This window comes from Legionella rowbothamii (genome assembly GCF_900639985.1).
Lineage (GTDB): Bacteria > Pseudomonadota > Gammaproteobacteria > Legionellales > Legionellaceae > Legionella > Legionella rowbothamii.
In genome coordinates this window covers 1-25189 of sequence record NZ_CAAAIM010000013.1, presented here as the reverse complement: position 1 = coordinate 25189, position 25189 = coordinate 1, and the positions used below count along the sequence as shown (strand labels likewise).

Sequence of the window (25189 nt, the reverse complement as noted above, 5' to 3'; positions counted from 1 at the left end):
ACTCGAAATGGACTGCATGAAGTATAGTGGTAATTTGTTAATTTAGGGGTTTTATCAGTTCTGTTGTGGTGGATAATTGCTCTGATATTAATCTTATTAGAGTGTAAAAAATATTAAATTTACCCCGTGCAATTCCACTCTCAATAATCCTTTAAATAGTAATTCAATATGAGCGACTCTTACTTTTTGATTTTGCATCACAGCGCAAGTTGCGGAGTCTTAGGCCGAAATACACACTATTATAATATAAAATTATAATATAAATTTTGAAATTTTTATTAGGAGATCTTAAATGTTTACTCTATTTAGTGTTAAAAATGATACCGTACAAACCATTGTAACGAGACTTACTGCTAATGATCCTTCTTTAGAAGTAGTTAAATGCGGTCAGCTTCGTTTAGATTCAGAATCTTCAAGAGAGATATTCAGTGCTCTTAAATATAGTACTCATGTTAAAAAACTCGAATTTCTTGGTAATAACTCGAAAGGGGCTATTAAATTTTTAGGAGAATCGATAAGAAGGCATCAATCTCTAGAAGAAATCTATTTGGGAACTAACGGGTTAGATGATGAAGATTTTTTTTACCTTTTAAATTCTCTAAAAGAAAATCTCTCTTCCGTTCAATTATTGGACGTTAATACTAATGAGGGAATAACCGATGTAAGCGCCTTTCATATTGCCGAATTGATAGGAAAATCTACTCGTATTAAAAAAATGGATATTTCCTTTACTAGCATTACAGACAAGGGGTTACAAGAAATTTTAGATACACTAGAAAAAAGTCCTGAATCTTCTCTATTGGAATTATGTGAACCAGATATTCTTAACTATGGACTTCTTACACAAAATGAACATCTTACTCAAAAATTAAGTGATTTTTTTAGTACAAAGAAAAATAGTATGAACACGAATATCATCTAATTTGATGAAAAATATGGCCCAAGCCTCATTGCCAGTTTGGGCTTGGTAACACCCACTATTTTTATGAAGCTTTTAAAAATGGATTAGTGTAGATAATTCAGACTTAAATGACCACGTCACGGTGCTCTGGTGGGCTGTGGGAAATAAGCAATGGGCCTTGGTCAGCGAGCTGCTTAAACTCCCAGGGGTTAATGTTAACGCAAGCCCTGACGAAGGGGCTGACAAAGGCAAAACAGTGCTAGCGATTCTCGCCGAAGCAGGCCAGTGGGAGCTGGTGTTTTTTGTTTTGGAATCAAGAGCTGCTGCAGAAATATTGGATGACTCCATTACTAAGCCCTACCAGGAAAATAAAGACTCTATTTTAGCGATGGCCTTTCGTGAGTTCGAGCCAACAATAAGAGAACGGTGTCTATTTGATTTGTGGGTAAGAGATTTGCTCAAAGGACCACCGCAAATGTTGAATCAGGAAGAGCTTGAGCAAAGGCTTATGGCGCAATTAGACACCATCATGAATCCATAGCGGCAGTTTTTAATGACTCGTATTTAAGCCGTTTTAATCAGCCAAATTACCTGATGAATTACGTTTAATGATTGCCGACCTTGCTGTAATTAATGCGCATCCCTTTTTGCCTCACTATGCACCAAAGTTAAATGAGAGCTTGATAATCGACATTTGCCGTAGAAATCCTCCTGAACAAATAAAAATAGAAGCTGAAGCCCTGGTCTTTCATCGCGACATTTGTCATAAAGTTGCCACCTTAGCTTTGAGTAAATGGCGACAATGTCAATCAAGAGAATTTCAGAACAGGTTGATAGCTGAGGCTTAAAGGTAAATGGAAAACAGTTAGGTTGCATTGCAACAATTACGCAAGACAACAGCCCACTCAAAATATTTTATGTTAAGACCTATTCGAATGGTACATCTAGTGAAGATAGATTCTCCAAAAAATCCAAACCACGACTTAACGAATTACTCATTTATAAAACTTTAGAATATACTGGATTTGGACCAAAATGCCAGTTTATATCACAAGAGAATGATTATTTCGTAGCCACACAAGATCTGAAATACTCTAAAAAACCACAGATGGAAACAAACAATTTACGTTATTTAGTGAAGAGGTTCCTAAAAAACGTATGGACAAATTAGTAAAAGATCTAATCTCTCTAAGCTTGATTTGTCGTATTATGGGACTTTCTGATTTGCATGCAGAAAATATTGGCTACTCATGTTCAATATTAGATAGTGAACAAGGTGGTGAAAAGCGCAAAGTGTACCTTTTCGACTTTTGCCCACCGGAACAATTTGACTCTGCACTCGGTGCACAAATCGTAGCATATAAAGAAGAGCTTTTAATTTGGAGAAATATGTCTGTCTTACACCCATCATGGAGAAATATCCGCAATTCCCATACGTAAAAGATTTACCAGGAAATTTTAGTTTCTTCTTGGAGGAAGCTATTTCAACTTTACAGATCGGGCAAAGCAATCGACCGTTAAAATTGAATTTTATGGACTCATTATGTCGAGCCAAGGAAGAGGTTCTCAGTATCAATCATTATACCAATGATGAAAGAGATGCTCTAGTTAACTATTTTAATTTAATACAAAATAATTTTATAAATTTAGGTTCTTTTTTAATAGAATTAAATGCCATCGCTCTACAGCAAGATATATAGAGAAAGCGGCTCGCATTTATAATTGCATTGACCCGAATTGATCATCAAAAGTGGGATTACAATCTTTCAGGCTCCGTTGCAAAAACGAACAGTAGTTTATACGTCTAGCTAAAACTATTAACTGAGATCTCAAATGCGCTCAATGAAACCTGCCGCATTTAAATGGCGTCATTTTCATGGTGAAGTAATATTGCACTGTGTGCGTTGGTAGTGTAAATACGGGATTAGTTACAGGGATTTGGAAGAAATGATGGCAGAGCGTGGTCTTTCTATAGAGCACACTACGCTTTATCGCTGGGTTCAATATTATGCCCCGGAATTAAAAAAACGACTGGAGTGGCGTAAGAAACGCTATGCTAGTCGCTGGCACCTTAATGAAACATATATCAAGATAAAAGGTGAATGGAAATACCTGTATCGAGCAATGGATGAACAAGGCAATACGATTGATTTTTACCTTTCCCACCACAGGAATGCGAAAGCTGCGAAACGCTTCCTGAAGAAGCTACTCAAATCGAACCCAACCTGTGATGTCAGTGTGATCAATACCGATAAAAATCCAGCCTATGGCCAGGCCATTAAAGAACTAAAGCAGGAAGGAAATCTGGCCTATCATGTAAGCCATCTGCAGATAAAATACCGCAATAATCGGCTTGAAACAGACCACGGAAAGCTTAAGGGTCTTATCAATCCGGTCAGAGGGTTTCACTCCATGAAAACTGCTTATGCAACCATCAGGGGCTTTGAAATTATGCGCCTGTTTAAAAAAGGACAGTTCAATATCTGGATGTATGGCAATCGGACTGCGGTCTCATTTATTAATGAACAATTTGGAATCTATAGCTGAGATCTATCCAGAAGCTTTATTTTTGTACAGGGTTTTGTTTTTGCAACGGAGCCAAATTTCGTACCTTTTTGAAGACCTCTCCTTAAAAATACCCCGCAAAAAAAGAGACATTGTGACCAATTCAAAGATAGCAAAGGAAATCCATTGAATCTATTATCATTGGGCATTACGCCTAACGCGGCATATAACCCCCAAAAAGGATTTTTCAATGTGAGGGGGTGGGGTTAAAAAATAGACAATTAGATCTTGTATGGTTATAATGCGACATTTTAAAGCCAATGTGAGAATAAAATGATTATAAATGAGGTACCTTTCACACCAATTCAATATAAGGTCTATAACCTTATTAACGGAAACGAGCATGCACAAGTCGAAAAATATCGTGAGGAAAATGTAATCTCGGCAGTTGAAATTGCAAGACTATATATGATAGCAAATAATCTCAAAAAAGTTGAGGAATACCGCACTCAGCACAATATTTCAGTGAATACAATAGCTCAGTGGTATGCCAAGGTCGGCCATCACGAAAAAGTCGAGGAGTACCGCAGCCAGTATGGGGCCTCTCTAACCTCTATTATCCAAGGATATATTAGAGCAAAAAAATACGATAAGGTCGAAGAATACCGCGCTCAGCACAATATTTCAGTGAATACAATAGTTTATTGGTATGCCCAGGTCGGCAATCACGAAAAAGTCGAGGAGTACCGCAGCCAGTATGGGGCCTCTCTAAACTCTATTATCCAAGGATACATTAATGCAAAAAATTACGATAAGGTCGAAGAATACCGCGCTCAGCACAATATTTCAGTGAATACAATAGTTTATTGGTATGCCCAGGTCGGCAATCACGAAAAAGTCGAGGAGTACCGCACTCAGCACAATATTTCAGTGAATACAATAGTTCATTGGTATGCCCAGCTCGGCAATCACGAAAAAGTCGAGGAGTACCGCAGCCAGTATGGGGCCTCTCTAAACGATATTATCCAAGGATACATTAATGCAAAAAATTACGATAAGGTCGAAGAATACCGCGCTGCGCACAATATTTCAGAGCATGACATAGCTGTTGGGTATGCCATTATCGGCAATCACGAAAAAGTCGAGGAGTACCGCAGTCAATATGGGGCCTCTCTAAACCATATTATCCAAGGATACATTAATGCAAAAAATTACGATAAGGTCGAAGAATACCGCGCTGTGCACAATATTTCAGAGCATGACATAGCTCGTTGGTATGCCCTGGTCGGCAATCACGAAAAAGTCGAGGAGTACCGAAGCCAGTATGGGGCATCTCCAAGTTTTATTATCCAAGGATATATTAAAGCAAAAAATTACGATAAGGTCGAAGAATACCGCACTCGTTATAATGCTTCGGTAAATGAAATTGCATGTGGATACGCTGCTGCAAATAACCACAAAAAAGTAGAGGAATACTTCACTCAACATCATGCCTCAGCCGAGACGATAATCAAAGGCTATACATTCACAAATAACCAAGAAAAAGTTAAAGAGTACCAAAGCCGGGCTAATGTACACGCAGAAAGCCAAATAAAAGGCGGTATTCATTCAAAATATATAGCAGGTCCACTTTCTCGCCTGCCCCAACCTTTGCATTCATCTACAACACCTCCTCGTCCTGTCACCGAGTGTTCTTTTGAGCAAATCAGTAACCTTCCCTCCATGAGCTTTTCCCATAATATTACAACTATTGATCTCAACATTAAGACGCTTGAGGCGTCTTTTATCACGTTAAACCAAACCACGCCCGAGGTTGTGCAGTGGACATTTATTTGTGCTGGCAGAAAAACTAATGCGCTTATTCCGCTTCCCCACAACAAAGGAGGCTGTGTATTAATTTGTACCGAGGACGAATCTAAAGAATTAAAACCTTATGTATCCCCAAACCTTCATTTGCTGGTTATTAAACGCCTTGATAGCAAGTATTATGGACACTATGAGTCATTGGGAAGCATTACCGCACGGCGTATTGCACTATTCCTGTATGCTCATCATTTCAAGCTTGAGGAATTCGTTATGCTGGATGACAACATCCAAAAAATATCATGGAACCCCAGCTTAATTAACGGAAATACCTGGGATGACGCCTTTACTTTTTTACAAACTGAGCTCGGCCCAAAAGGTTGCATCAGTGTTGCTACGATGAACGGACGTTCTAAAAATACCGGGGAACTTGGCTCCAAGTTATTTATGATTAATATGAAGCTCATCCGTGAAGTACTTATCGATAATGAAGACATTTTTTTATTATTTCCAGATGCTTCTCATGGAGCAGCGTGGGGAGAAGACTATTATTTTCAAATTTTTCTCCACCATCTGCTGAAAGAAAAAAAGTGTCCTGGCTATGAAATAATGCCAACTGCCAATATTGGCCTTTTTCGCTCCCAGAAAAACAAAAATGCATTTGCTGCCACGGGTAAAAAAGCGGAAAAAATTAATGGCATCGCCTTTATAGATGGAATCACTGAACAATTGTTGGAACTTGTAGAAAAAACTAAGGTTACATTTAATGGACTTATTGAGAGCAACTATAAAAGATATGCACAACAAGCAGAGTTTATCCAAAATACCGATCTTTTAAGCCTCCATGCACAAGCAAATAATCGCTTAAGGACATCCACGGTTACCGCATCAGCTTCTGAAAATAATGGCCAGAATTTTAAAGAACGGTTTTACACATTAATTAATGAATACGATTTTAACACCAGTGTGCTACGCCCCTATCAAGTAGAAGCGGTGCATAACGTTCCTATACTCGATAAACCCGTCTCCCGCCTCGTAATGGCCACCGGAAGTGGAAAAAGTATTATTCAAGCCACCTTAGCCCTTTTTGCCTACCATGCGTCCGCACCCAATCAACATGTATTTATTATCACGCCCCAGATCGATCTGGTTATTCAGTTTTATGAGGATTTAATGAAATATAATCAGTCTTTGACTGATAAACATAATTCGCTAAGTATACCTGCTCAAGCAATAGTGACTGTTTCCAGCCATGCTCAGAGCTTAAGTGCCAAATCCCTATTAACAAATAATCATTTCAGACAACAAAGATCAATTACTATCTGTTGTGCGGACAGTTTCTCCAAGCTCATGGAAGAGAAAGATGGCGCTTTAGTACGTAGTGCCTCATTAATTCTTCTGGATGAATATCATGAGTATGCATCTATGGTAGAAAAGGTACGTAAGCTGGGTGGCCCACAACTTATCGCCAGCAGCGCCACTCCTCCCAAAGATGATATTATAAAAGATACCGTCTATTCCTTTACTTTGGAAGATGCACTGAATGGTGAGTTTCATGCAGGAATTATTACAGGCAAATTTAATCGAGATTACTCCACAGAAAACGTGAAGTATGTAATCAAATGCTTACCACAGATCCTAAAGACTGAATATCATCCAGGATTTGGAGATAGTGGTCCTTTAGCGAAAAGTAAAGGAATTATTTATCTCGAATCGATTGAATTGTGTGACTATGTTAAAAAAGTGCTTGATCAACAGGGTATTACCGCATACGCCATTCATAGCAGCAATGGTTTAGCCTCGACGGAGGTAAAAAACTTTATTGCGAGTACGAATCCGGGCGTTTTACTTGCGGTAAGAAAACTACGCTTTGGTTTTGACTGCCCAGATCTGGCCTGGCAAATCATTGCTCGTAAACCGTCGCAAAAAGAACCGCAAAAAGATATTGAGCAAATGCTCGGGCGAGTAATCAGGCGCTATGAGGACAAGATTGGTTATGTGTTAACTTTTAACGACATTTATAAAAAGTATCTTAGTCCATTAATTAGCAAACAAAACAAAGTTCTGGCCGTTGAGCCTGATTTTTTAGCCCATGACTTGCTATATCGAATTAATGCGCTAGGTTTTTGTCAAGTAATTGATATGGATGTCGAAGCACCACCGGAATCAACGTCCATAGGATTTTTCTCAACGCGCAAGAGAAAGCATGAAGAAGACCGCGAAGAAGACTTTGTTCGCCTCCGAAAAAGAAGTCGACGGTAATAATCTCCTGCTTGCAGGAATTAGTACAAAACACGAACCAGCCAGCTAATAGAATAGCTGCTGGTTCCTAAATAAGTGCTCATGCAACTGCAACAAGGATTATGCCAAGGCAGCTGTCATCACATTGGTGATCACTCCACACCCCACAATGCTTATAATCTCTCCAGGATAGCAGTATCTTTTCGGCTTCTTTGATAGCATTTTTTCATTCGGTAACTAAACTTCAGTGAGCTCAAAATTTAGTTGAGGAGGCTCGCTCTGCCTCTAAATAAAATACAGTCTAGCGCAATAGTTTAGTTGACGGTGCCCTAGCCAGAAATCAAGATTGCGGTCTGGTTATTTAATGCAGAGAGCAAAATAGATAACCGGTCATAGTGGTAGAGTTCGAAAGCGGGTAGTTCTTTGTTCTCAAAGGGCGTCGAGTTCGAATTAAGAGTTTGTCTATTAACTACCTTCAATTTCTTTTGGGATGATTGAATCATTAAGGTGGAATTATAAGCGCGAAATCATTTTGCTTTTACGCCTCGCTTCCGCTGCGCGTAAAAAAATACGCGCTATTTTTCGCGCTATTCGCTCTTCTAAAACCAAATTCTCCTCGGAGTTTTGCTTCTTTTCATTGCTCCACCATTTTTGAAAGGTACCTTTCCATAAGTTCGTTCAAATCACTTTAATAGGGTGTGGCCAATAAATAGGCAGGCGCGTAAGCCTAGTATTGCAATGATGATGTGCTCTAAATGGTATGTTTTTAAAAAAAGGTGCCAGGCATTTTTTAATTGTTCCGCGTGAATGGGCTCCCCACCATACTCCATTGGGCTCTGTTGCAAAAAAAGCATTGATTCAAAAAAACTTGTATTTTGGGCAGATCTCAGCCGTATAGACCAAACTGCTCATTAATGAATGATACTTCAGTTCGGGTACCATACATCCATGATCCTCTTATAAAGATTACGGTAAAATCAGGGGGCCCGCATATAGCTTCGCTCACATTCTTTAAAAAGTCAGAACAAGGCTGAATTTTATAACCTGTTGCCAAAGCGCCTTAACATATGCTCGATTTCGATACGATTAACCCGCTTTTTTTCCTTGGCCTCGCTCATACCACCCGAATCCAGAGTCACGGTTTTACCTTGATAAATACAACCACAATAAATCGTTTCGAATGATTCTGAAATAATTGCTGCACTATTTTTTAGACTGAGCAAACGAACTGGGTGACTCAGCCCATACCAATTTGACTTAGACACAGTAGGCTATAGGGCATCGTCAAGTTAACTTAGTGCTAAAATTAATGCTCTGGAATCATCCTTTATAGTAGCCTATAAATCCAATTGATTACAATATGGGCTGGCGGTATAATTATTAGCTCATATAGTTTACGGAGGTTCATTTTGCACACAAATAGTCTTTATCGAGTGATCGAAGCAGGGTTAAACTTTACGACTATCTCTAATGTAGTAAATGTGGTTCAGAAGAAGAATAAAGATTTTTATATTTTTGAATTAGGGGTTACCCAGGACATCCAAGTTGGGAAGTATAAACTTTCTGCGCATCATATTAGCGCCTATAAGGATCATGAATTTGGCATAAATTCGGATAGTCAGTATCATTACACCGCTTATTTCACAGATGAGCAACATCATGAATATTGTCTCCATGCTTATTATTCATCCAATGACGCATTAATCGTTAAGCCCCTACTCTCAAAGAAAGTGGGTGAGCAATACGAGATTATAAATTCCGACGACCTTGAAGTGGAATTTAAACATATTGCTAATCTATATGTTCGAGACTGGGTTAGTTCAGTGCGTAACTCCCAGAAACAGTTAATTGCCAAACTTAAAAAAGAGTATGAGCAATGTGATGCTTACTCCACGGCATTATCAATTGATTTTCAACAAAATAAAGAAGCCTATTTAGACTCTTTAGATGGACAAATTAAGAAATTGGAAGAACAAATGCTCTACGTTAATGATCCACATCCTTTAAAAAGAACAGGACAACTTTTAAAAGATATCATGGATTCAATTAGTAATAACGTTCAAACCGAGGATGATTTGGAAATACCAGTCAACGAAGAGCCTCCACACGAACCAGATGATATCATCAGGTTTTTCTCGGCATCAGCCCAGAAAAAAAGCAAAGTCCCGCAGAAAAAGCTTACTTTTCCTCACGAACTTACAAAATTACAACAGGCTTTTGAAAAACTACCTGTAATCGATCAAGAATTAATAAATGCTTTACCGGAACTTTATAGAGAAATTTTAACACTGCAACTCTATTTACATACTTACAAAACTTCCTATGAAGAGATCAAGCAACTTCAATCACTCACCAAACAAGTTGAATCAGCAGGTCATAAACTACTAGAAAGAGTGTTATTACGTAACGAGTTTACAGCGGTTCGTCAGTTAAATGTATTTCATAATAATGTCTCTAAAAGCATTATTAATCTTGCTTTAACGCAAAGACCCTTGTTGTTGGATTGTTTACTTGAAGAGCGCATTCTTCCTTCAGATTTTAGTAATTTTACTGTTTCAAAGCAGGAGTATAAATCCTTTTTAGATTACTGTTTTAAAAATGCGAGTAATAAGACTACTAATTTATTTGAGGTGATCATTAAGCATAATCCTTTATTATTGCTTGATAGAGATGCCAATCAATTACCCTATGCGGCAACCCTCCTTCTCCAACAAGAAAACCATGTATTCTGGAGGGTATTAGAAAAACATAGTGCAAAAACCATTGAGAATACTGCGTTTTTAAGAAGGCTTAATCAAATTATATTACAACAGAGTAACCAAGCTAATTGCCCCAAGAAAATCTGTTCGCAAATTAACAAATTAGTGAGTGAAAATCTTCAGCGTATTAAGAAACTGGAAAAAAAACCAATGTTTGACTCCCTAGTCCAAATTGCTCGTGCAAAAGTTCAGACAAAAACAAAGAAGAAAATAAACGGTCTGGTGTCTAGATTAGAGAATGAAAAGAAAAAAATAGATTCTATGTTTGCTGATTCAATCGAAGAATTAGAGAAGCAAATTATTCAAGAAACCGAAGAGATTGATCGGCTAGAGAATTTATTTCGGATAGGCTCACACAATAAAAATCGCCGCCACACAAAGGACCATCAAGAAGCTTTCAATTTTAACGTTAGGTTCTAAAATAAGTAGCGAGCTATATAGTTCCTCCCACGGTCAAGTCCATGGGAGGCAGCAATTTATTTTATTATTTTAATTAGTGATTTTGCGTACACATCGTACACCCATTGGAAAACTCCTATTAGCATTAAATTGGGTATCCCCACTAGCTAGCAATGTTTGTGGCATCGTCTAAGAGAAAGCGCGAAGAAGATTTTGCCCCCCCGAAAAATAATCCGACAGTAATAATCTCCTGCTTGCAGGAATTAGTACAAAACACGAACCAGCCAGCTGATAGAATAGCTGCTGGTTCCTAAATAAGTGCTCATGCAACTGTATCAAGGATTATGCCAAGGGAGCTGTCATCACATCGGTGATAACTTCACATCCCCATGCTGATAATCTCTACAAGATAGCAGTATCTTTTTGGCTTCTTTGATAGCATTTTTTCATTCGGTAACTAAACTTCAGTGTAGCTCAAAATTTAGTCGAGGAGGCTCGCTCTGCCTCTAAATAATACAGTCTAGCGCAAAAGTTTAGTTGACGGTGCCCTAGCTTATCCGTTTCGTTCTCCAGCCATTTTTCCATAGTTTCTCGGAACTCATTCTGGTATTTTTCTGGCTTCCATGGATGGCTCATGTAGTTAATCAAGGTTTGGGCCATTTTAATTTCTTTATCCGTTATATCTTGTATGTTTTAATCTCTTCCTTAAGCACATTAAGTTCATCTTCTTCGCTAATTTCATCAGCAAAATGGGTAAGGTAAAGTAATAGAGCATGTTCGTGAGGAATGATAAGGCTCAACGATTCTTTGGTTCGGATAATGACCGTTGCAACCCCCACTTTATTCGATTTCTTCAAGGCTTCACGCAATAAAACATAGGCTTTTTTATTTTTACTTTCGGGTTGCAAATAATAGGGTTTAGAATAGTAAAGGCTGTCTATTTGGTTGAGGTCTACAAATTCCTCGATATCAATGAGCTTAAATAAGTCGGGGCTTGCTTTTTCTAGTACCTTCTCAATTACTATAATATAGCTTCCTTTTTCATACTCCCATCCTTTAACAATATCATTCCAAGGTACTTCCTTCTCTGTCTCTTCGCTGACTCGTTGATAGCGAACGCGAGATTTAGTTTTTGAGTCTAGAAGATGGAATCTGAGTTCATTGTTTTCTTCTACGGATGGATGGTTACTTAATTCTAGACTGTTCAAAACAATAAGAAGTATTGCCATTGGTTTGTACTTTCAAATGAGGAGATGAGTAGCGTTCGTATCACTTCACTTTGGATATGAGTAAGCAAAAAGGGACGCGGATGTTGCCCAAAAGAGGGGGTTAGTGCCTACAGTCCTATAAAATAAGAAATATCTTACATCTCATTAAGTAGCTTACTTATGGCTAATTCTAATGGTTTTTCTATAATGAAACTCGTTTGGTGCAGCTCAATCGACAGGATGTCGACCTTGAGTCCTTTATTGGATTCTGAGGTGTATTGTAGCTGCACACAAGCACGTCAAACGAATAATATAAATTTTTTCTCGTACGTTTTTATTGCAAACAGAGTTAGCATCCATAGTTAAAAAAAGGCTGCTAATTTCTAAAGTGCTAAATTGTTTACTTAATCATCTATATCACTATGCTCCATATGGATTTTTTTATTCCGATCAATTTTAATGCCAAAAGAGCCAGATGCTTTACGCTTTTTAAATCGCTCACACTGACATCACAGGTTGGGTTAGATTTGATTAGCTTCTTCAGGGAGCGTTTCGCAGCCTTCGCATTCCTGCGGTGGGAAAGGTAAAAATCCATCGTATTTCCATTCACCCTTTATCTTGATATAGGTTTCATCGAGGTGCCAGCGACTAGTGGATTTCACCGATTGCCTGGTCACACATTGCATTCACTGGTAAGTACAATTTTAAAAAGAGCAATGGCGATATTGATGTGAATGCTATGGTTAGCGAGCTTGAAAAGCATTTAAAACGGTACTTCTGGAAGGCTGCCTAACCCAGAACGAACACTTTTGGGGGGTCTTCCACAGGACCCGAACCAGTGTTATCTGGATAAACCCCCTTAGAGATGCAAGTTTCCCGTGACAAACTTGCATAAAGCCTCCTTCCACTCCAATCCGTACGTTGGGACGCGCAGGCGACAGCCAGCCAGTTTTGGTTCATGATCAGGTCTGGGAAAAAAAGCGAATTCGATGACCATCTGGGTCGCAGGTTACAAACGTGTAACCAAACTCCATCGGTGTTGGTTCTTGTATCATTTTAAAGTTCTTAGTTTGATAATTTCTAAAAAGTTCATCAACAGCTTGCTCATCGGGAACCACAATAGCGAGTTCGCTACCGCCACCCAATGCAGTTGGTGCAGGTAACGCAGAATTTTGAAACCATAATCCCAATCGCAAACCGGATTTTAATAGAAACATGGCGTAATCAGGCTGAGTGTGGATAGGCTGAGCATTGAGCAATTCTGAGTAAAAATGAGTACTGTTTTCTATATTGCTCACATAAAATAGAACTAAATTGGGGTCGAATGTCATGATTTATCCTGTTTTTTATTTCGTTAAATTCATTGGAGAATATAAAACAGAGTCATGACAGTTTTTGTCAGCATCATTCAATAGGATTGGGGAATGTTATGTAGGGTGTGCCACTTCTTTAAGAAGGTTGAAGGGCACCGTCAATTTATCTATTACGGTTCGTTTTATCTTGGGGTTAATTCCATATAGCGCTGGTTTATCAGAACGACCCTCTATAACCCTTATGCAGCAAGGCTTATAGAGCCAGCATTGATGGTTTCATCGTCTAACAGTAATTTCCCAACCCCAAGCATATCAAAATGTTGCCAAGCGACTGGTGATAATCGTTTAATTTCATTGCATAACGCCTCGTCACCACGTTGTTTGGCGTGATCTAAAAGATCAGGATAAGGCTGTGTTGTAATAGATCATGCAACAAACCAAGATTTTATTATACTGATTATTAATTTCTAGCATTTTGTCAGTTTTCCTAACAATTGCTTGCCACTGATTTTGAGTATGGCTGAACGTAGCTGATGAAATGCTTCACCCCTATTTAATGTACGGTGAACACAACGTCGGGTTTAATTACAGGATTGGGGTAAATGCGAATTACAAGTCATTAAATAGCCTATAATTCAACCAAATTTGGCTAAATAAAAAAATTTATCTCACGTAAAATCATACTGGTTTATGGCTATCAGCCCATATTCTATATGATGTAAATCCTTTCAACTTACGTCAAAACTAATCGTATAAGAAGCATTATGCGATTAAAATAGAACTAACTCATCGAGTAATTAGTATTTTTACTATACATTATTAACCTAAAATCTAATCGTATAAAAAACAATGAATTATATTAATTAATATTGACCTTTATTTGTGCGGAACAAACGTCACGCGGTGTTTGATTATGTTCTATTGGATTGCGAAATAATAATACAAGCGGGCACCGAGTATTGATATCATGCTTATGCGATTAGTTTTGACGTAAGTTGAAAGGATTTACACCATTATAGAATGGGAACTATGAGTCATTTTACTGGTCGAGTTTATAAAATATAATTTTTTTGATTCATATCTTTTTGGTTAATTTATAGGCTATTTTAGGGTTGTAATTCGCATTTGCCCCAATCCTGTAATAACACCCATTTTTGAAAAAAAGACGAAGTAATCTCGTTAGTTGATGCGAATGGGTTTTGGAAGCGCGATTTGAGTGGTGTAATTCATCATCTGTCTGGAAGATAGTTTAAAGAGTAGGTAGGACAGTCGCATGGCGTGTTTACAGAGGATGCAGTCGAGAAGATTGTTCCCCGATTGGTGTTTGACCCGCAAAGCCCAGGAGTGTTGTTTTGGGTTGGTATGTGCTGAAAAAGGGTAGAGACGATGGGCAGCAATTGTGAGCGTAAGCGATTGGCAAGAAATCCAAAGTATCGAGTGGGTCGAAATCCTTTTTCAGGCAGGTGCTGAATAAATCGGGTAATAAAATCAAAAGGATGTAGCTCGGTGTATTGAGTTTGCTTGGTGCGATGATTAAGAAACTTAAAGAGCGGAGAGGTTCCGTTATAATGAACGAGGCGAGAATTAGTAATGGCTGGTCGTTTGATGTAACGACCTAAGTATTCGATGTCTTTTTTGGGATTTTTGTGGGGTTTGGCGCAATGGACTTGCCAGTATTTGGCGTATTGCTGAGACAGCATGGCGCTCATGGTTTAGTTTCTCATCTCAAGTTTTTTTTTTGAAAAAGAGGCTTTTCCATTGCAGGTCGTTTGTTAATCCGCCCTGAGTTACAGAAACGTGACGATGCACATGCCAGTTGAGGGTTCTGCCAAAGGTATGTAAGGCCATGAAGATACCGAGTTTGAGTCCTCGTGCTTTTAGCCAGTTGATTGAGGATTTTTCCCCTAAGCGTGGGTAGTTGATTCAGTAGATGTCGGTTTACCAGGAATAAATCACTTAAGGCTTTGGGCATGGTAAAGGTAATGTGCTGCCACGGGCAGGGCGGTAGAGAAATCCCGTATAATGGGACTCGACATAGGTGCTATCTGTATAGGGGCCGTATACAGGATCGGTGCCTGCATAATTATCCGTGATGTGTTCTTTTAAATAAACAATATCTACTCCCAAGAATGGCTCTACCTGAATGGGTTTACTAACAGTTATTAGATGCTTTGCAACAAGATTCACATCATCGACGATGAATTTAACTGAACTTCCTGCGGATGTATTTAGTAAGAACTGTTCTGCTGGGCCAAAATAATAAGTTGGACCTACGGAGGTATTGGGTTTATTTGCTGCAAAATATGCATTGCTGTTGCTATTAAAATGCAGTCTAATGCTATTTGATCAACGCAATTAGTAAAATGGTAATCCAACTCTAAATCAAAAGATGCGCGATATCCTGGTTTCACTGTTTGGGGATACCAGTTAGGTGCAGAGAATGGCAACGGAGTAGTGTAGACAGCATATTGAAGATTATTTGCACCAGGCTGTAAAAAAAGACCAGTAATGCTCCCTCCAAAGGGAGATACTTTCATGTCTTTATCTATATAGCTACCAGAAACCGAGGTTGCAGGCAATGAGATGGCTAAGCGACCTCAAGTGCTAATACTTTGTCCATATAGAACAACATATCCTGCTCTTCAATATCCTGAGTAAAATTATATTCCCCATGCAAATTGAAATAATGCCAACTCAGTGGGTGGGATGTTTCATTACATTGGAGTCCCCGCTAGTCCTGCTACTCAAGTGATGTAAATTAGAGTTACGGTTTCTTAGGCTTCATGCTGGTTTTGTGATTGGATTCAGGGATGGTTTTCACCTTTTTAGATTCATTGCTGGTGAAAAAACCAAAGTCCATCTCATTCGCTTTTCTTTTATGGGGATTATTATCGAATAAGCACAGTAGAACCTCTTCTTCCATGATGCATGCGATATCATAAGGGGTAATGCTGAGCGTTTTTTTTGTCGTACACTGATGTTGTTTTATGAATTGCTCCATGTTGTTAATAATGCGTTCAGAGTATTCACTGGTAGCAATTTTCTCAGAACAATGCAGGGCTAGTATCCTAAGGTTTTCTTCCGTTATTTCGCAGACTGAATGCACATTTACTCCTGATTGGATTATCTGATCTAATGCATCAATACAACCATATTGAGCTGCTATAAAAGCAGGGGAGGATCCATTATCTAATGGGGTATTCAAATCCACTCCAAATTGGGCCAAAGTAGCAACGGCTTCCCCCTGATCCATTAGGACGGCAGCATGAAGAGGGGTATGGTCTTTATCATCTCTTAAAGAGGGATCTGCTCCCAGCTTAATCAACAATACCATCGCCTCAATATTATTTCGTTGGGCCGCCATATGCAGCGGTGTTCTTCTGTCGTCATTCCCTAAATTGGGATCAGCCCCCAGGTTAATAAGAACTTTTATTGCTTCGAGGTTATTTTTTTTGGCCGCGACATGAAGGGGAGTAACGCCATTATCATCAGCAATATTAGGGGATACCTTGAGCTTGATAAGAGTAACGATTACTTCAACATGATTTTCTATCGCTGCGGCGTGTAGCGGAGTTGCTCCATCATTATCTCCCAAACAAAGATCTGCTCCAAGTTGCTCAAGTGCCGTGATGGCAAGGGGATGTCCTTTTTTAGCTGCAATATAAACTGGTGTAGCCCCGGTTGTGCAGTTGCCTTTATTGATATCAGCTACTTTCTTGGCAAGGAGCGATATGCAGGCTACATCCCCGTTTCTTGCCGCAAGAAAAAGTGGCGTGTAGCCTGCACTTATGGTATCTACCTCAATTCCATTGACACACAGAAAATCTATAATTTCCAAGTTGCCATACTGAGTTGCCAGATAGATTAATGGATAACCGTCATAATTTTTATTCAGGCTGAGTCCATATTTTAGCGATTCAATAAGAACCCAAATATGCTCGTTTTGAGCGGCAAGATAGACTAAGTCATATCCATTATATTCTCGTTTTAAAATGTCTTCGGTTAAGACTAATTTGTCATTTAATTGATCAAGGGCAGTGGTTACTTTGGCTAACAACTCATTATCGCCCGTAGTAAAAATAGCAGTATTAAAGCCAATATATGGGGAAGCAGGCTCTTCTCCAATCAATGCATTAGCTATTTCTTCAGCCAATGAGGGCGTTTCTTCTTTAGCAAAAGTTAAAGGAGGATATTGTTCTATATCCATGAACTTCCATCCAACTCCGGGGGTATAGGATAGTGCAACAGAATGATCAAATCCGCCTATAATCATTCCCCAGCGTTCTTTTGAGGAAGTATTCGTAGAGCTATCCAGCACATCACCGAGTTTATCAAAATATAGTTTGACTTCTTCTTTTGTATACATTGCCGGGTAGGAATAGATTTTATGTAATCCACCTCGAGAGCGCATTGCATCAGAAGTGATAATATCTGAAACAGATTCAACGTCTGATTGAGTCAGTAGCCTACCAAAAAGAGACGTGTAAGACTCAGGATCTTGTTGTAATTCCATATACTCACAAAAAGCTTTAATATCCAGTAACTTTTTATCTTCTTCGGCTAACTGCTCTTCTGTTTTATCTTGTATCTCCAGGGTTTGATTTATTAACGATAGGCCATAAGAATAAATTTCTTTAACTCGGTTTTCAAATAAGTGTTCTTCACCAACCAAGTACGCTTCAAGCCATCGAACCGCAAATCCATGACAAGAGCTTTCAGGTGAAAGGTGGCCGAATTTTTCTTGTAATAAAATTAATAATGAATTGGTATTTAACGACATATTAATCCTGGGAAAGCAGACTAGTTAAAAAATGATAATTTATGGTTTAATAAGGATCAATAAAATTGACAGTTTATTTAGCCTTACAGGAGGTCAAACTGGAAATTTCTGATGCTTCCGTTTTGACTTCTAAATAGACCTCCGGAGTGAGTAGACCGATTGGATCCCTCCAGAGGTCCATTTGGTTTTTCTATTTGGGGTCCTGTGGAAGAACCCTCTGCAAGCATTTTCTCATAAACCGTATTCAAAATTATAGCGCTGTAAGCAATAATAGAGCTTGCAACAAGCCTTACTGCATGAGGACTGACTTGGAGATGGAGCAATTACACCTGCTATCTCAGTACTTTCAGCGCTCGAAGGGTTAAATATAATATCACCCTCTTTTTGAACACTACATACTACCAGCTGCTGTTACTATTCTTCTTTTTGCTATCCAGTCTACAGGAACATCTAATATCGGGAAGGCATTTGGTCCAGTGATGGCATTGTGGTTTTTAACTATTGGAATATTGGTGCGTGGGGAGTTACTAAGCATCCTTCAATATTGCTTGCAATAAATCCAACGTATGGTTTGACTTATCTCTTCTCAAACGGCACAACCGGATTTCTTATGCTCGGAGGGGTATTTCTTTGTGTCACTGGTGCAGAAGCATTATATGCAGATATGGGACATTTTGGTGCAAGATCAATCCGTCTTGTGTGGTATTGGCTGGTTTTCCCAAGCCTTATACTAAATTATGCAGGGCAAGCAGCACTTGTTCTAGAAGGAGTTGCGACAAAAGATAATATTTTTTATCTGTTATGCCCCAAGGAACTATCTCTACCACTTGTATTGCTTGTTACAGCTGCCACATTATTGCCAGCCAATCTATTATCACAGGCGCATTTTCTATGACTAGACAGGCTATCCAACTGGGTTGGCTGCCAAGACTCCGAGTCACACAAACATCTTCTAAAGGTTATGGACAAATATATGTAGGAGTTGTTAATTGGCTACTCATGTTTGCTACGGTGGGTCTTACCATTGGATTTGGCCAATCTGAAAATTTAGCATCGGCCTATGGCGTTGCAGTATCTGCAACGATGCTCATGACCTCAAAGTTACTTTTCATTGCAATGCGTGAATTATGGAATTGGAGCTTACTTCAAGCAGGGTTCGTGGTGGGTTTATTTGTAGTTATAGATACCCAAATCTTTCAAAGTTTGTGGAAGGTGGCTATGTACCTATTATTTTTTCAGTCATTATCTGTAGCATTATGTATATATGGTATAAGGGGTACAGGCAGTTTCTATACAGCTAAAAGATAAAACCATTTCACTTGATTATTTTATGGAACAAATACTACAAGAGGGTGTGCCACGCGTACCTAGAACAGCAATTTTTCTCACACGAACCGAACAGGATGCGCCTCCTGTTATGATTTGGCATGTAAAGCAAAACCATGTATTGCATAGTCAGATTTTAATTTTGAAGGTTAATACTCGATCTGTTCCATGGTGTAAAGATCCAGATAGGTTAAAAGTTAAAGAAATCGTCCCTAATGTCTGGCGAGCGGTTGCTTATTACGGATTCATGGAGCAACCAAATATACCTAAATTACTTGAGCATGTACATGCTCAGGGGCATAAAATCAATCTCATAGGTGTTACTTATTACGTTGGCCATGAAACTATTATTCCTCGCAGTGATGTGAGGGTAATGCCAAGATACCTCGAGTATATATTTGCTTTCATGCATCGGAATGCGATTCCAATAAGTGATTATTTAAGGCTTCCACCTGATGCGGTGGTTGAGATAGGGAGGCAGATAGAGATTTAAGGGGAAACTTATTGATAAGATTTTATTAATATGCAGCTCAGAACGAACACTTTTCGGGGTTCTCCCACAGTCCTCTATTAGCAGAATTTGATTGTAAATTAATTCGCGAGCCTACCTAGGGATTAAACTCCGCTGGGCACGTGGGTGAAAGGGCAGCAGGCCTAAAGGAATGTCTCCATCTGCAATTGAGAAAGCCGCTATTGCAGATCCACTTTACAAAAGTGGTAGTATTCCAGTTAAAAAATTGGGGAACACTTAGGTATTTCAAAGACGACTTTATAGCTGTACTTAAATATCGAAATATGGGTAGCACGAAAAAAATATGATTTTATGAATGGTGAAATGCGTGGATATGATTAATACTCTCATGAAAAGGCTGTGTTCTCCGTTTATTTTAAAAAAGTATTACAGCCTCCATTCACTAATATCTAACTTTCATGATGAAACAAACGAAATGGCTATGGAAAATTTGCGCAGTAAAAAAAGGAATATTATTTTCATCTACAGTTATTTTTTAGAGTGGGCTGCTTTGCCGGCTTTTCTGAAACCCTATCAAATCCTCATTCTAAAATTTAAAACAATACTTGCCAAACAAATACCTCGGAGTGATTCATTACACACTTAAAATGGTTATTGGGTGATAAAGATGAAACAGATTGCCATGAAAATTAAATTTCCAAATCTAATAAATTTGTTTATCGAACTGAACTGGAAATATTTTTTCTATTTCGTGGTGCTTTCATTCTCTTCATGTGTTTTAGCAGGGCCACCCTTCATAACAGATGATCCAAATCCTGTAAGCTATCAGCACGAAAATTTTTATTTCTTTTCGACTATTGATAAAGTATATAATGGCCAACTAATTACGCTACCGGGGTTTCAATTTGATTATGGTATCGCTCCTAACCTTGAAATAACAACAATCGTTCCGTTTGTGTTTCAAACCAATGGAGAAAATACTCTGAGCTCTCAAGGTTTGGGGGATATCAATCTAGGCTTAAAATATGCACTTCTATTAGAAACAATTAATCGGCCACAATTGGCATTTTCTCCCATCCTCATCATCCCAACAGGCAATGCTAACAAAGGATTAGGCAATGGGGGCAGCCAGCTACATCTTCCTCTCTGGGTACAGAAATCTTGGAATGATTGGATAAGTTATGGCGGAGGGGGTTATGCTTTAAATTCCGCACCAAATATGAGCAATTCTTTCTTTGGTGGCTGTGTATTACAACGACAAATAAATGATAAGCTCATGCTCGGTGGTGAAATATTTAGTCAAAGTGCAATTTCTAATAACTACCATTCTTATCTATTGCTGAGCGTAGGGGGTAGTTATAATATAACGCCAACAATTAGTACTCTTTTTAGTATAAGTCATAACGTAATAGGTATGGAACATTTAGTAGGGTATCTGGGTCTTACTATGACTATATAGAATATTTAATTTTCATGGTAATAAGCAAATTCTATTCTGCCCGTTACATAGGGAGTGCACAACTTTCACAGTAATTTTTTATTACAACCATTTTCGATGCTTAAAATATTTATAAGGCAACCACGCAGCGGATAATATTAGACCAATAGCAAATAAGTACCCATACTTCCATGATAATTCAGGCATGAATTGAAAGTTCATTCCATAGATGCTCGCAACGAGTGTAGGAGGTAGAAAAATAACGGCTGCAACAGAAAAGATCTTAATAATATTGTTCTGCTCAATGCTAATCATGCCTAATGTTGCATCTAACAAAAAATTAACCTTTGTTGAAAGAAAATTGGCATGGTCACTTAACGAGGCAACATCTGTACTTAAGGTTGCTAATCGTAATTTTCCTTCCTTACCAATTTTTGAGTATGCTGTTTGTCCAAAGAATGAAATCAAACGATTGAACGTTACCAGGCTCTCACGTGCTTTCGTGTTAAGATCGCCATGTGCACCAATTTGTTGCATAAGCTGGAGATAATCGAGTTTTTCTGTTGGGTTGTTCTGAGGTCCAAAAATAGTTTTAGAATAATGATCTAATCTGCTTCCAACAAGTTCTAAGATATCTGCCAGGCGATCAACAGTTGCATCTAATAGTTCAATGAGTAAAGTCACAGCATCACGTTGGGTAAAATCCATTTTTTTTACTTTTGAGATAAAGAGTTTAAAGGATTGCGACTCAATATAACGTATAGTAATTAACTGTTTCTGCGTGAGAACAAAGGTAACAGGATCAAGTTGAGGATCAGGCGAATCGGATTGAGCGAGCATCATCGCAGTCATAAAAAGGACATCATTTTCCTTATATAGCCGGCTAGAGAATTCAATTTCGACCATTTCTGCGCGTGTGGGGATATTTCGACCTATGTATTGTTCGACTTGCTCTTCCTCTCCTATTGATGGAGAAAATAAATCGATCCAAATAGAATCTTCAAGTGATACTTGATTTTCCATAGTGATGATTTGTGGAGCGATCATTTTTCGGTTTAAATATGCAAGCATAAGAATCCATTTAAGTTATATTAATTTTTTATGTATTCTTGATTCAAAGATCAATTTTAGTTATTCACCAGTATTAAATGAACAATAGATTATCATATAAAAATGGTCTATTGTTGGATCTTAAATCCGTCTCTCAAAGTACCATAATTTTAGTTTCTGTGTAATTTTTTACAAGCTATTATTTTGCATAGACACTTCGGAAAGATTTATATTTGAAAGAACAGGCATATTTTTCTGATGATAAGCGGATACAATTGTTTTTTCTAAGCGTATTATTTGCTCTTCTAAGGCCCCCTAGCAACCCATCTCCTCAAAGGGCCACCCAAGAATAAACACCTCATTCTTTGCTATGCTTTCAACAAAGTGAGGAGACACTCCATGAAAGAACAACGAGAGAGAATGAAAGCTTCTGTGGAACGCTCAGACCTTTTAATAAAAATATTTCCTGGCTCTACCATAGTAAGCTATGCAAATAAGGGCAACGGCAAACAACTCGGTTGCATTGCCAAGATTCAAGATGCTGGTGGCGCCCAAAAAATATTTTTTGTGAAGACCTATTCGAATGGCACACGCCAAGATGAAACATTTGCTAGATGCTGTAAGCCTCCTCTTCATGAATTGCTCATCTATAAAACGTTAGAACGTTCTGGGTTTGGTCCAAAATGTTTTTTTATTTCGGACCAAAGTGATTATTATGTGGCAACACAAGACATTAAGTATTCAAAAAAGCATCTCGAAGGAGACAAAACATTTACGCTATTTTGCGATAAGGGCTTTCCTCAAAAAAAATTATCGTTCATGCATGATCTGCTGTCTTTAGATTTAATTTGTAAAATTATGGGCTGTACGATTTGAACTCAACAAATTTAGGTTACTCAAATGTTAACGGTCGGCATAAAGTATACTCTAATGATTGTTTATATTATTTCCATGAACCAACTCGCATCACCATCAATCCACTATCTTTGAGCTCACCCATGCGAATATCGATATTGATTCCTCCTCTAGGAATTCCAAGTGATTAGCTGATAAAAATAGTTATAAAATTTAGTATTCAATTCATGTGTTGCTATACTTACTTTTAGCCAGCAGTACAAAATATTTGAACCCCACCTAAACCCAAGGGTTCAAATTTTGTTCTGCTGGATTCTTTCATAGCCTATTTATTACCCTCTTTGTCTGCTAAGTGGAGTTTAATAATCCAATGTTCATTTATACTAATGAACGATTTAATAGACATTCATAGCCTAGCATTAGCCATAAGCTATAATGATAATATCTCTAATTACTATTTAGTGGGGAATGAATGGCTAGCAATTGAGACATGAACAAATTTTCAGCCGTTGTTCACTATTTGAATTCAGGTAAATAGCATTCTGCCTTTATCAGTATTGATTGGAGTACACGCGAGTAATTCGTTTGAACAGCATCATTAACTTAATGTTAAGCTGGTTTTCTAAATCGAGCACGTTCGTTTGATACTTACTCAGAGGGCTCCCCTGTTTTTTTCGAGCAAATAAAATATAATTTCCAGTGTGGGAAAGACCTGCAAATAGTTCGGAAAAATAACGTTGTAAACACTGAATGAAGCGTGAATTATGCTCTGGAAGTTGATGATAGTTTACCACCAGCCATCCATTGTCATCCAAAATGCGAGCGCATTGGAGAATGAATTTTTTTTGCATTTGAAAGGGATTCATGCCATGAGCTTGATACATGTCTGCAAAAATAATCTGAGTGCTTTGTGCATCGCATTGTACTAATGCCTTTTGTGCGTCAGAAATGACGACGTGAATATTGGGCTGGGTTGGCATTAAAAAGAAATTAAGGGCCACTTCATGCACTTTCTTACGGAGCTCAATGGCACGGATAGTGCATTGAGGCATGAGGTAATGAAGTGAGTGAAGAAGACATCCACCGCCCAAACCTAAAAGGGTCACGTGTTTGGGGTGAACAAAAGCCAGAACTAGGAGCATGATTCGAGTGTATTCGTGTGCAGGAATATGTGGCTCATTTAAATTCAAGCAGCTTTGTTCATAAATGGGGTCAAAAGCAAGTACACGCTTCATTTTCCTATCAATGACTAATATATCACCCCAACTGTCTCTGGTGCGATAAATAATGGGATCGCCAAAAAAATCTTTTTCATTTCTATCAGAGCGAGCCAATACTGAAAACATGATATTCCTTCAGGTAGCAGATAGGGAATTATATCATATACCGATATACGATTTAATCACTTCCTGTGAGATTTATAGCCTGCCTTGGGCGTTTGATGGGATGAACCTCCAATATGTGATAACGGAGTAACTGCTATATGGGTTTGTCTAGCTCGCCATAAATCCCAGCTTTGTTGGATATTGAGCCAAAATTCGGGTTCTGTTCCTAATGATTCGGCAAACGATAAGGCAGAGTCTGCAGTGACTCCTCGGCGCATATTAACGATTTCATTAAGGCGGGCATAAGTCCAGCCTAAATGGTCGGCAAACTGCTTTTGTGATAAATTGAGCGGCTCCAGGAACTCTTTTAGTAACACTTCCCCTGGGTGCGCTGGAGCTCTGTTTTTTGGTATCATAGGGCATACTAATGCTAGTATAAATAATAGATTTTATACCCATATAGGGCAACGTCAACTAATCTTTTGGACTAGACTGTACTTTATTTACATAAAAATTTTCATGCTGGAGAAAAAGCCGAAAAGATATCGTTATCCAGTGGAGTTACCATCAGTTGAATGGCAGTTACCGGGATGTTTCGGAGCGTTTATTGTATCATGGGATAGATGTCAATTATGGAACGATAAGAAAGAGGGGCAGCGTCAATTTAACTTTGAGCTAGACTGTAATTTATTTACAGGAAGAACGCGATGCTAGCAAGGAAACCGAAAAGATACCGCTATTCATTAGAGTTAATCAGCATTGTGGTATGGAGTTACCATCGATTCAATGACAGCTACCGGGATGTATCGGAGCG

The 25189-nt window shown here is 38.5% G+C and carries 17 protein-coding genes and 3 pseudogenes; 11 read left to right on the top strand and 9 right to left on the bottom strand.

The features are described 5' to 3' along the window. Positions 1-292 precede the first annotated feature (292 nt). The 5 genes and pseudogenes from E1P08_RS15810 to E1P08_RS15790 all read left to right on the top strand — a co-directional run bounded on the left by E1P08_RS15810 (position 293) and on the right by E1P08_RS15790 (position 7471). On the top strand, positions 293-922 hold the full coding sequence (locus E1P08_RS15810) for a leucine-rich repeat domain-containing protein (RefSeq protein WP_133137959.1): 630 nt from the start codon (positions 293-295) through the stop codon (positions 920-922). 136 nt (positions 923-1058) lie between these two features. Further along, on the top strand, positions 1059-1442 hold the full coding sequence (locus E1P08_RS15805) for a hypothetical protein (RefSeq protein WP_133137958.1): 384 nt from the start codon (positions 1059-1061) through the stop codon (positions 1440-1442). A 617-nt stretch (positions 1443-2059) separates the two neighbouring features. Then, entirely contained in the window at positions 2060-2341 is a 282-nt protein-coding gene (locus E1P08_RS15800; RefSeq protein ID WP_133137957.1) for a hypothetical protein, read from the top strand. A 393-nt stretch (positions 2342-2734) separates the two neighbouring features. Beyond that, positions 2735-3448 (top strand): annotated as a pseudogene (locus tag E1P08_RS15795) (IS6 family transposase). Between the two features lie 291 nt (positions 3449-3739). After that, entirely contained in the window at positions 3740-7471 is a 3732-nt protein-coding gene (locus E1P08_RS15790; protein WP_133137956.1) for a DEAD/DEAH box helicase, read from the top strand. 1016 nt (positions 7472-8487) lie between these two features. On the opposite strand, the gene E1P08_RS15785 is transcribed toward E1P08_RS15790, so the two are convergent. Then, positions 8488-8715, bottom strand: a complete 228-nt coding sequence (locus tag E1P08_RS15785) for a hypothetical protein (RefSeq protein WP_133137955.1) — start codon at positions 8713-8715, stop codon at positions 8488-8490. 144 nt (positions 8716-8859) lie between these two features. Here E1P08_RS15785 and E1P08_RS15780 point away from each other — a divergent pair, with 144 nt between their 5' ends. Next, a complete protein-coding gene (locus E1P08_RS15780; protein WP_133137954.1) occupies positions 8860-10629 on the top strand; it encodes a hypothetical protein in 1770 nt (589 codons plus the stop codon). A 656-nt stretch (positions 10630-11285) separates the two neighbouring features. Here E1P08_RS15780 and ku read toward each other — a convergent pair. The 5 genes and pseudogenes from ku to E1P08_RS15740 form a co-directional block, all read right to left on the bottom strand. Beyond that, a complete protein-coding gene (gene ku, locus E1P08_RS15775; protein WP_242602500.1) occupies positions 11286-11837 on the bottom strand; it encodes a non-homologous end joining protein Ku in 552 nt (183 codons plus the stop codon). A gap of 941 nt (positions 11838-12778) precedes the next feature. After that, positions 12779-13147 carry a VOC family protein gene (locus tag E1P08_RS15760; protein ID WP_133137953.1) on the bottom strand — a complete coding sequence of 123 codons (369 nt, stop codon included), beginning with the start codon at positions 13145-13147 and terminating at the stop codon, positions 12779-12781. A gap of 1161 nt (positions 13148-14308) precedes the next feature. Beyond that, a pseudogene (locus E1P08_RS17840) lies at positions 14309-15137 on the bottom strand (IS91 family transposase); the annotation flags it as partial. Between the two features lie 262 nt (positions 15138-15399). Then, positions 15400-15666 (bottom strand): hypothetical protein, encoded by a 267-nt coding sequence (locus E1P08_RS15745; protein ID WP_133137950.1) that lies wholly within the window; start codon positions 15664-15666, stop codon positions 15400-15402. A gap of 227 nt (positions 15667-15893) precedes the next feature. Next, complete coding sequence (locus tag E1P08_RS15740) at positions 15894-17909, bottom strand: ankyrin repeat domain-containing protein (protein WP_133137949.1); 2016 nt, start codon at positions 17907-17909, stop codon at positions 15894-15896. 322 nt (positions 17910-18231) lie between these two features. On the opposite strand from E1P08_RS15740, the gene E1P08_RS17835 reads away from it, so the two are divergent. From E1P08_RS17835 to E1P08_RS15725, 4 genes and pseudogenes are all read left to right on the top strand, one after another. Continuing rightward, positions 18232-18297, top strand: a complete 66-nt coding sequence (locus tag E1P08_RS17835) for a hypothetical protein (protein ID WP_423202249.1) — start codon at positions 18232-18234, stop codon at positions 18295-18297. Positions 18298-18304: 7 nt separating this feature from the next. Next, positions 18305-19217 (top strand): annotated as a pseudogene (locus E1P08_RS17830) (KUP/HAK/KT family potassium transporter). A 22-nt stretch (positions 19218-19239) separates the two neighbouring features. After that, the gene (locus E1P08_RS17660; RefSeq protein ID WP_278043074.1) at positions 19240-19728 is read left to right on the top strand and encodes a KUP/HAK/KT family potassium transporter; all 489 of its coding nucleotides are present in this window, start codon (positions 19240-19242) and stop codon (positions 19726-19728) included. Between the two features lie 646 nt (positions 19729-20374). Beyond that, positions 20375-21166 (top strand): transporter, encoded by a 792-nt coding sequence (locus E1P08_RS15725; protein WP_133137948.1) that lies wholly within the window; start codon positions 20375-20377, stop codon positions 21164-21166. A gap of 81 nt (positions 21167-21247) precedes the next feature. On the opposite strand, the gene corA is transcribed toward E1P08_RS15725, so the two are convergent. After that, a complete protein-coding gene (corA, locus tag E1P08_RS15720) occupies positions 21248-22216 on the bottom strand; it encodes a magnesium/cobalt transporter CorA (RefSeq protein WP_207387383.1) in 969 nt (322 codons plus the stop codon). Between the two features lie 378 nt (positions 22217-22594). Between corA and E1P08_RS15715 the strand changes: the two genes are divergently transcribed. Then, entirely contained in the window at positions 22595-23071 is a 477-nt protein-coding gene (locus tag E1P08_RS15715) for a hypothetical protein (RefSeq protein WP_133137947.1), read from the top strand. Positions 23072-23601: 530 nt separating this feature from the next. Here the strand turns inward: E1P08_RS15715 and E1P08_RS15710 are convergent. Next, the gene (locus E1P08_RS15710; protein WP_133137946.1) at positions 23602-24396 is read right to left on the bottom strand and encodes a spermidine synthase; all 795 of its coding nucleotides are present in this window, start codon (positions 24394-24396) and stop codon (positions 23602-23604) included. A gap of 56 nt (positions 24397-24452) precedes the next feature. Further along, positions 24453-24791 (bottom strand): HigA family addiction module antitoxin, encoded by a 339-nt coding sequence (locus E1P08_RS15705; protein WP_133137945.1) that lies wholly within the window; start codon positions 24789-24791, stop codon positions 24453-24455. Between the last annotated feature and the right edge of the window lie 398 nt (positions 24792-25189).

Bases quoted from the DNA above. Each gene is read 5' to 3' on its own strand.
- E1P08_RS15740 (WP_133137949.1), bottom strand. From the start codon at position 17,909: ATGTCGTTAAATACCAATTCATTATTAATTTTATTACAAGAAAAATTC.
- corA (WP_207387383.1), bottom strand. From the start codon at position 22,216: ATGCTTGCATATTTAAACCGAAAAATGATCGCTCCACAAATCATCACT.
- E1P08_RS15715 (WP_133137947.1), top strand. From the start codon at position 22,595: ATGAAAGAACAACGAGAGAGAATGAAAGCTTCTGTGGAACGCTCAGAC.
- ku (WP_242602500.1), bottom strand. From the start codon at position 11,837: ATGGCAATACTTCTTATTGTTTTGAACAGTCTAGAATTAAGTAACCAT.
- E1P08_RS15725 (WP_133137948.1), top strand. From the start codon at position 20,375: ATGAAACAGATTGCCATGAAAATTAAATTTCCAAATCTAATAAATTTG.
- E1P08_RS15810 (WP_133137959.1), top strand. From the start codon at position 293: ATGTTTACTCTATTTAGTGTTAAAAATGATACCGTACAAACCATTGTA.
- E1P08_RS17660 (WP_278043074.1), top strand. From the start codon at position 19,240: ATGGAACAAATACTACAAGAGGGTGTGCCACGCGTACCTAGAACAGCA.
- E1P08_RS15710 (WP_133137946.1), bottom strand. From the start codon at position 24,396: ATGTTTTCAGTATTGGCTCGCTCTGATAGAAATGAAAAAGATTTTTTT.
- E1P08_RS15705 (WP_133137945.1), bottom strand. From the start codon at position 24,791: ATGATACCAAAAAACAGAGCTCCAGCGCACCCAGGGGAAGTGTTACTA.
- E1P08_RS15745 (WP_133137950.1), bottom strand. From the start codon at position 15,666: ATGAAAGTATCTCCCTTTGGAGGGAGCATTACTGGTCTTTTTTTACAG.
- E1P08_RS15760 (WP_133137953.1), bottom strand. From the start codon at position 13,147: ATGACATTCGACCCCAATTTAGTTCTATTTTATGTGAGCAATATAGAA.
- E1P08_RS15790 (WP_133137956.1), top strand. From the start codon at position 3,740: ATGATTATAAATGAGGTACCTTTCACACCAATTCAATATAAGGTCTAT.
- E1P08_RS15800 (WP_133137957.1), top strand. From the start codon at position 2,060: ATGGACAAATTAGTAAAAGATCTAATCTCTCTAAGCTTGATTTGTCGT.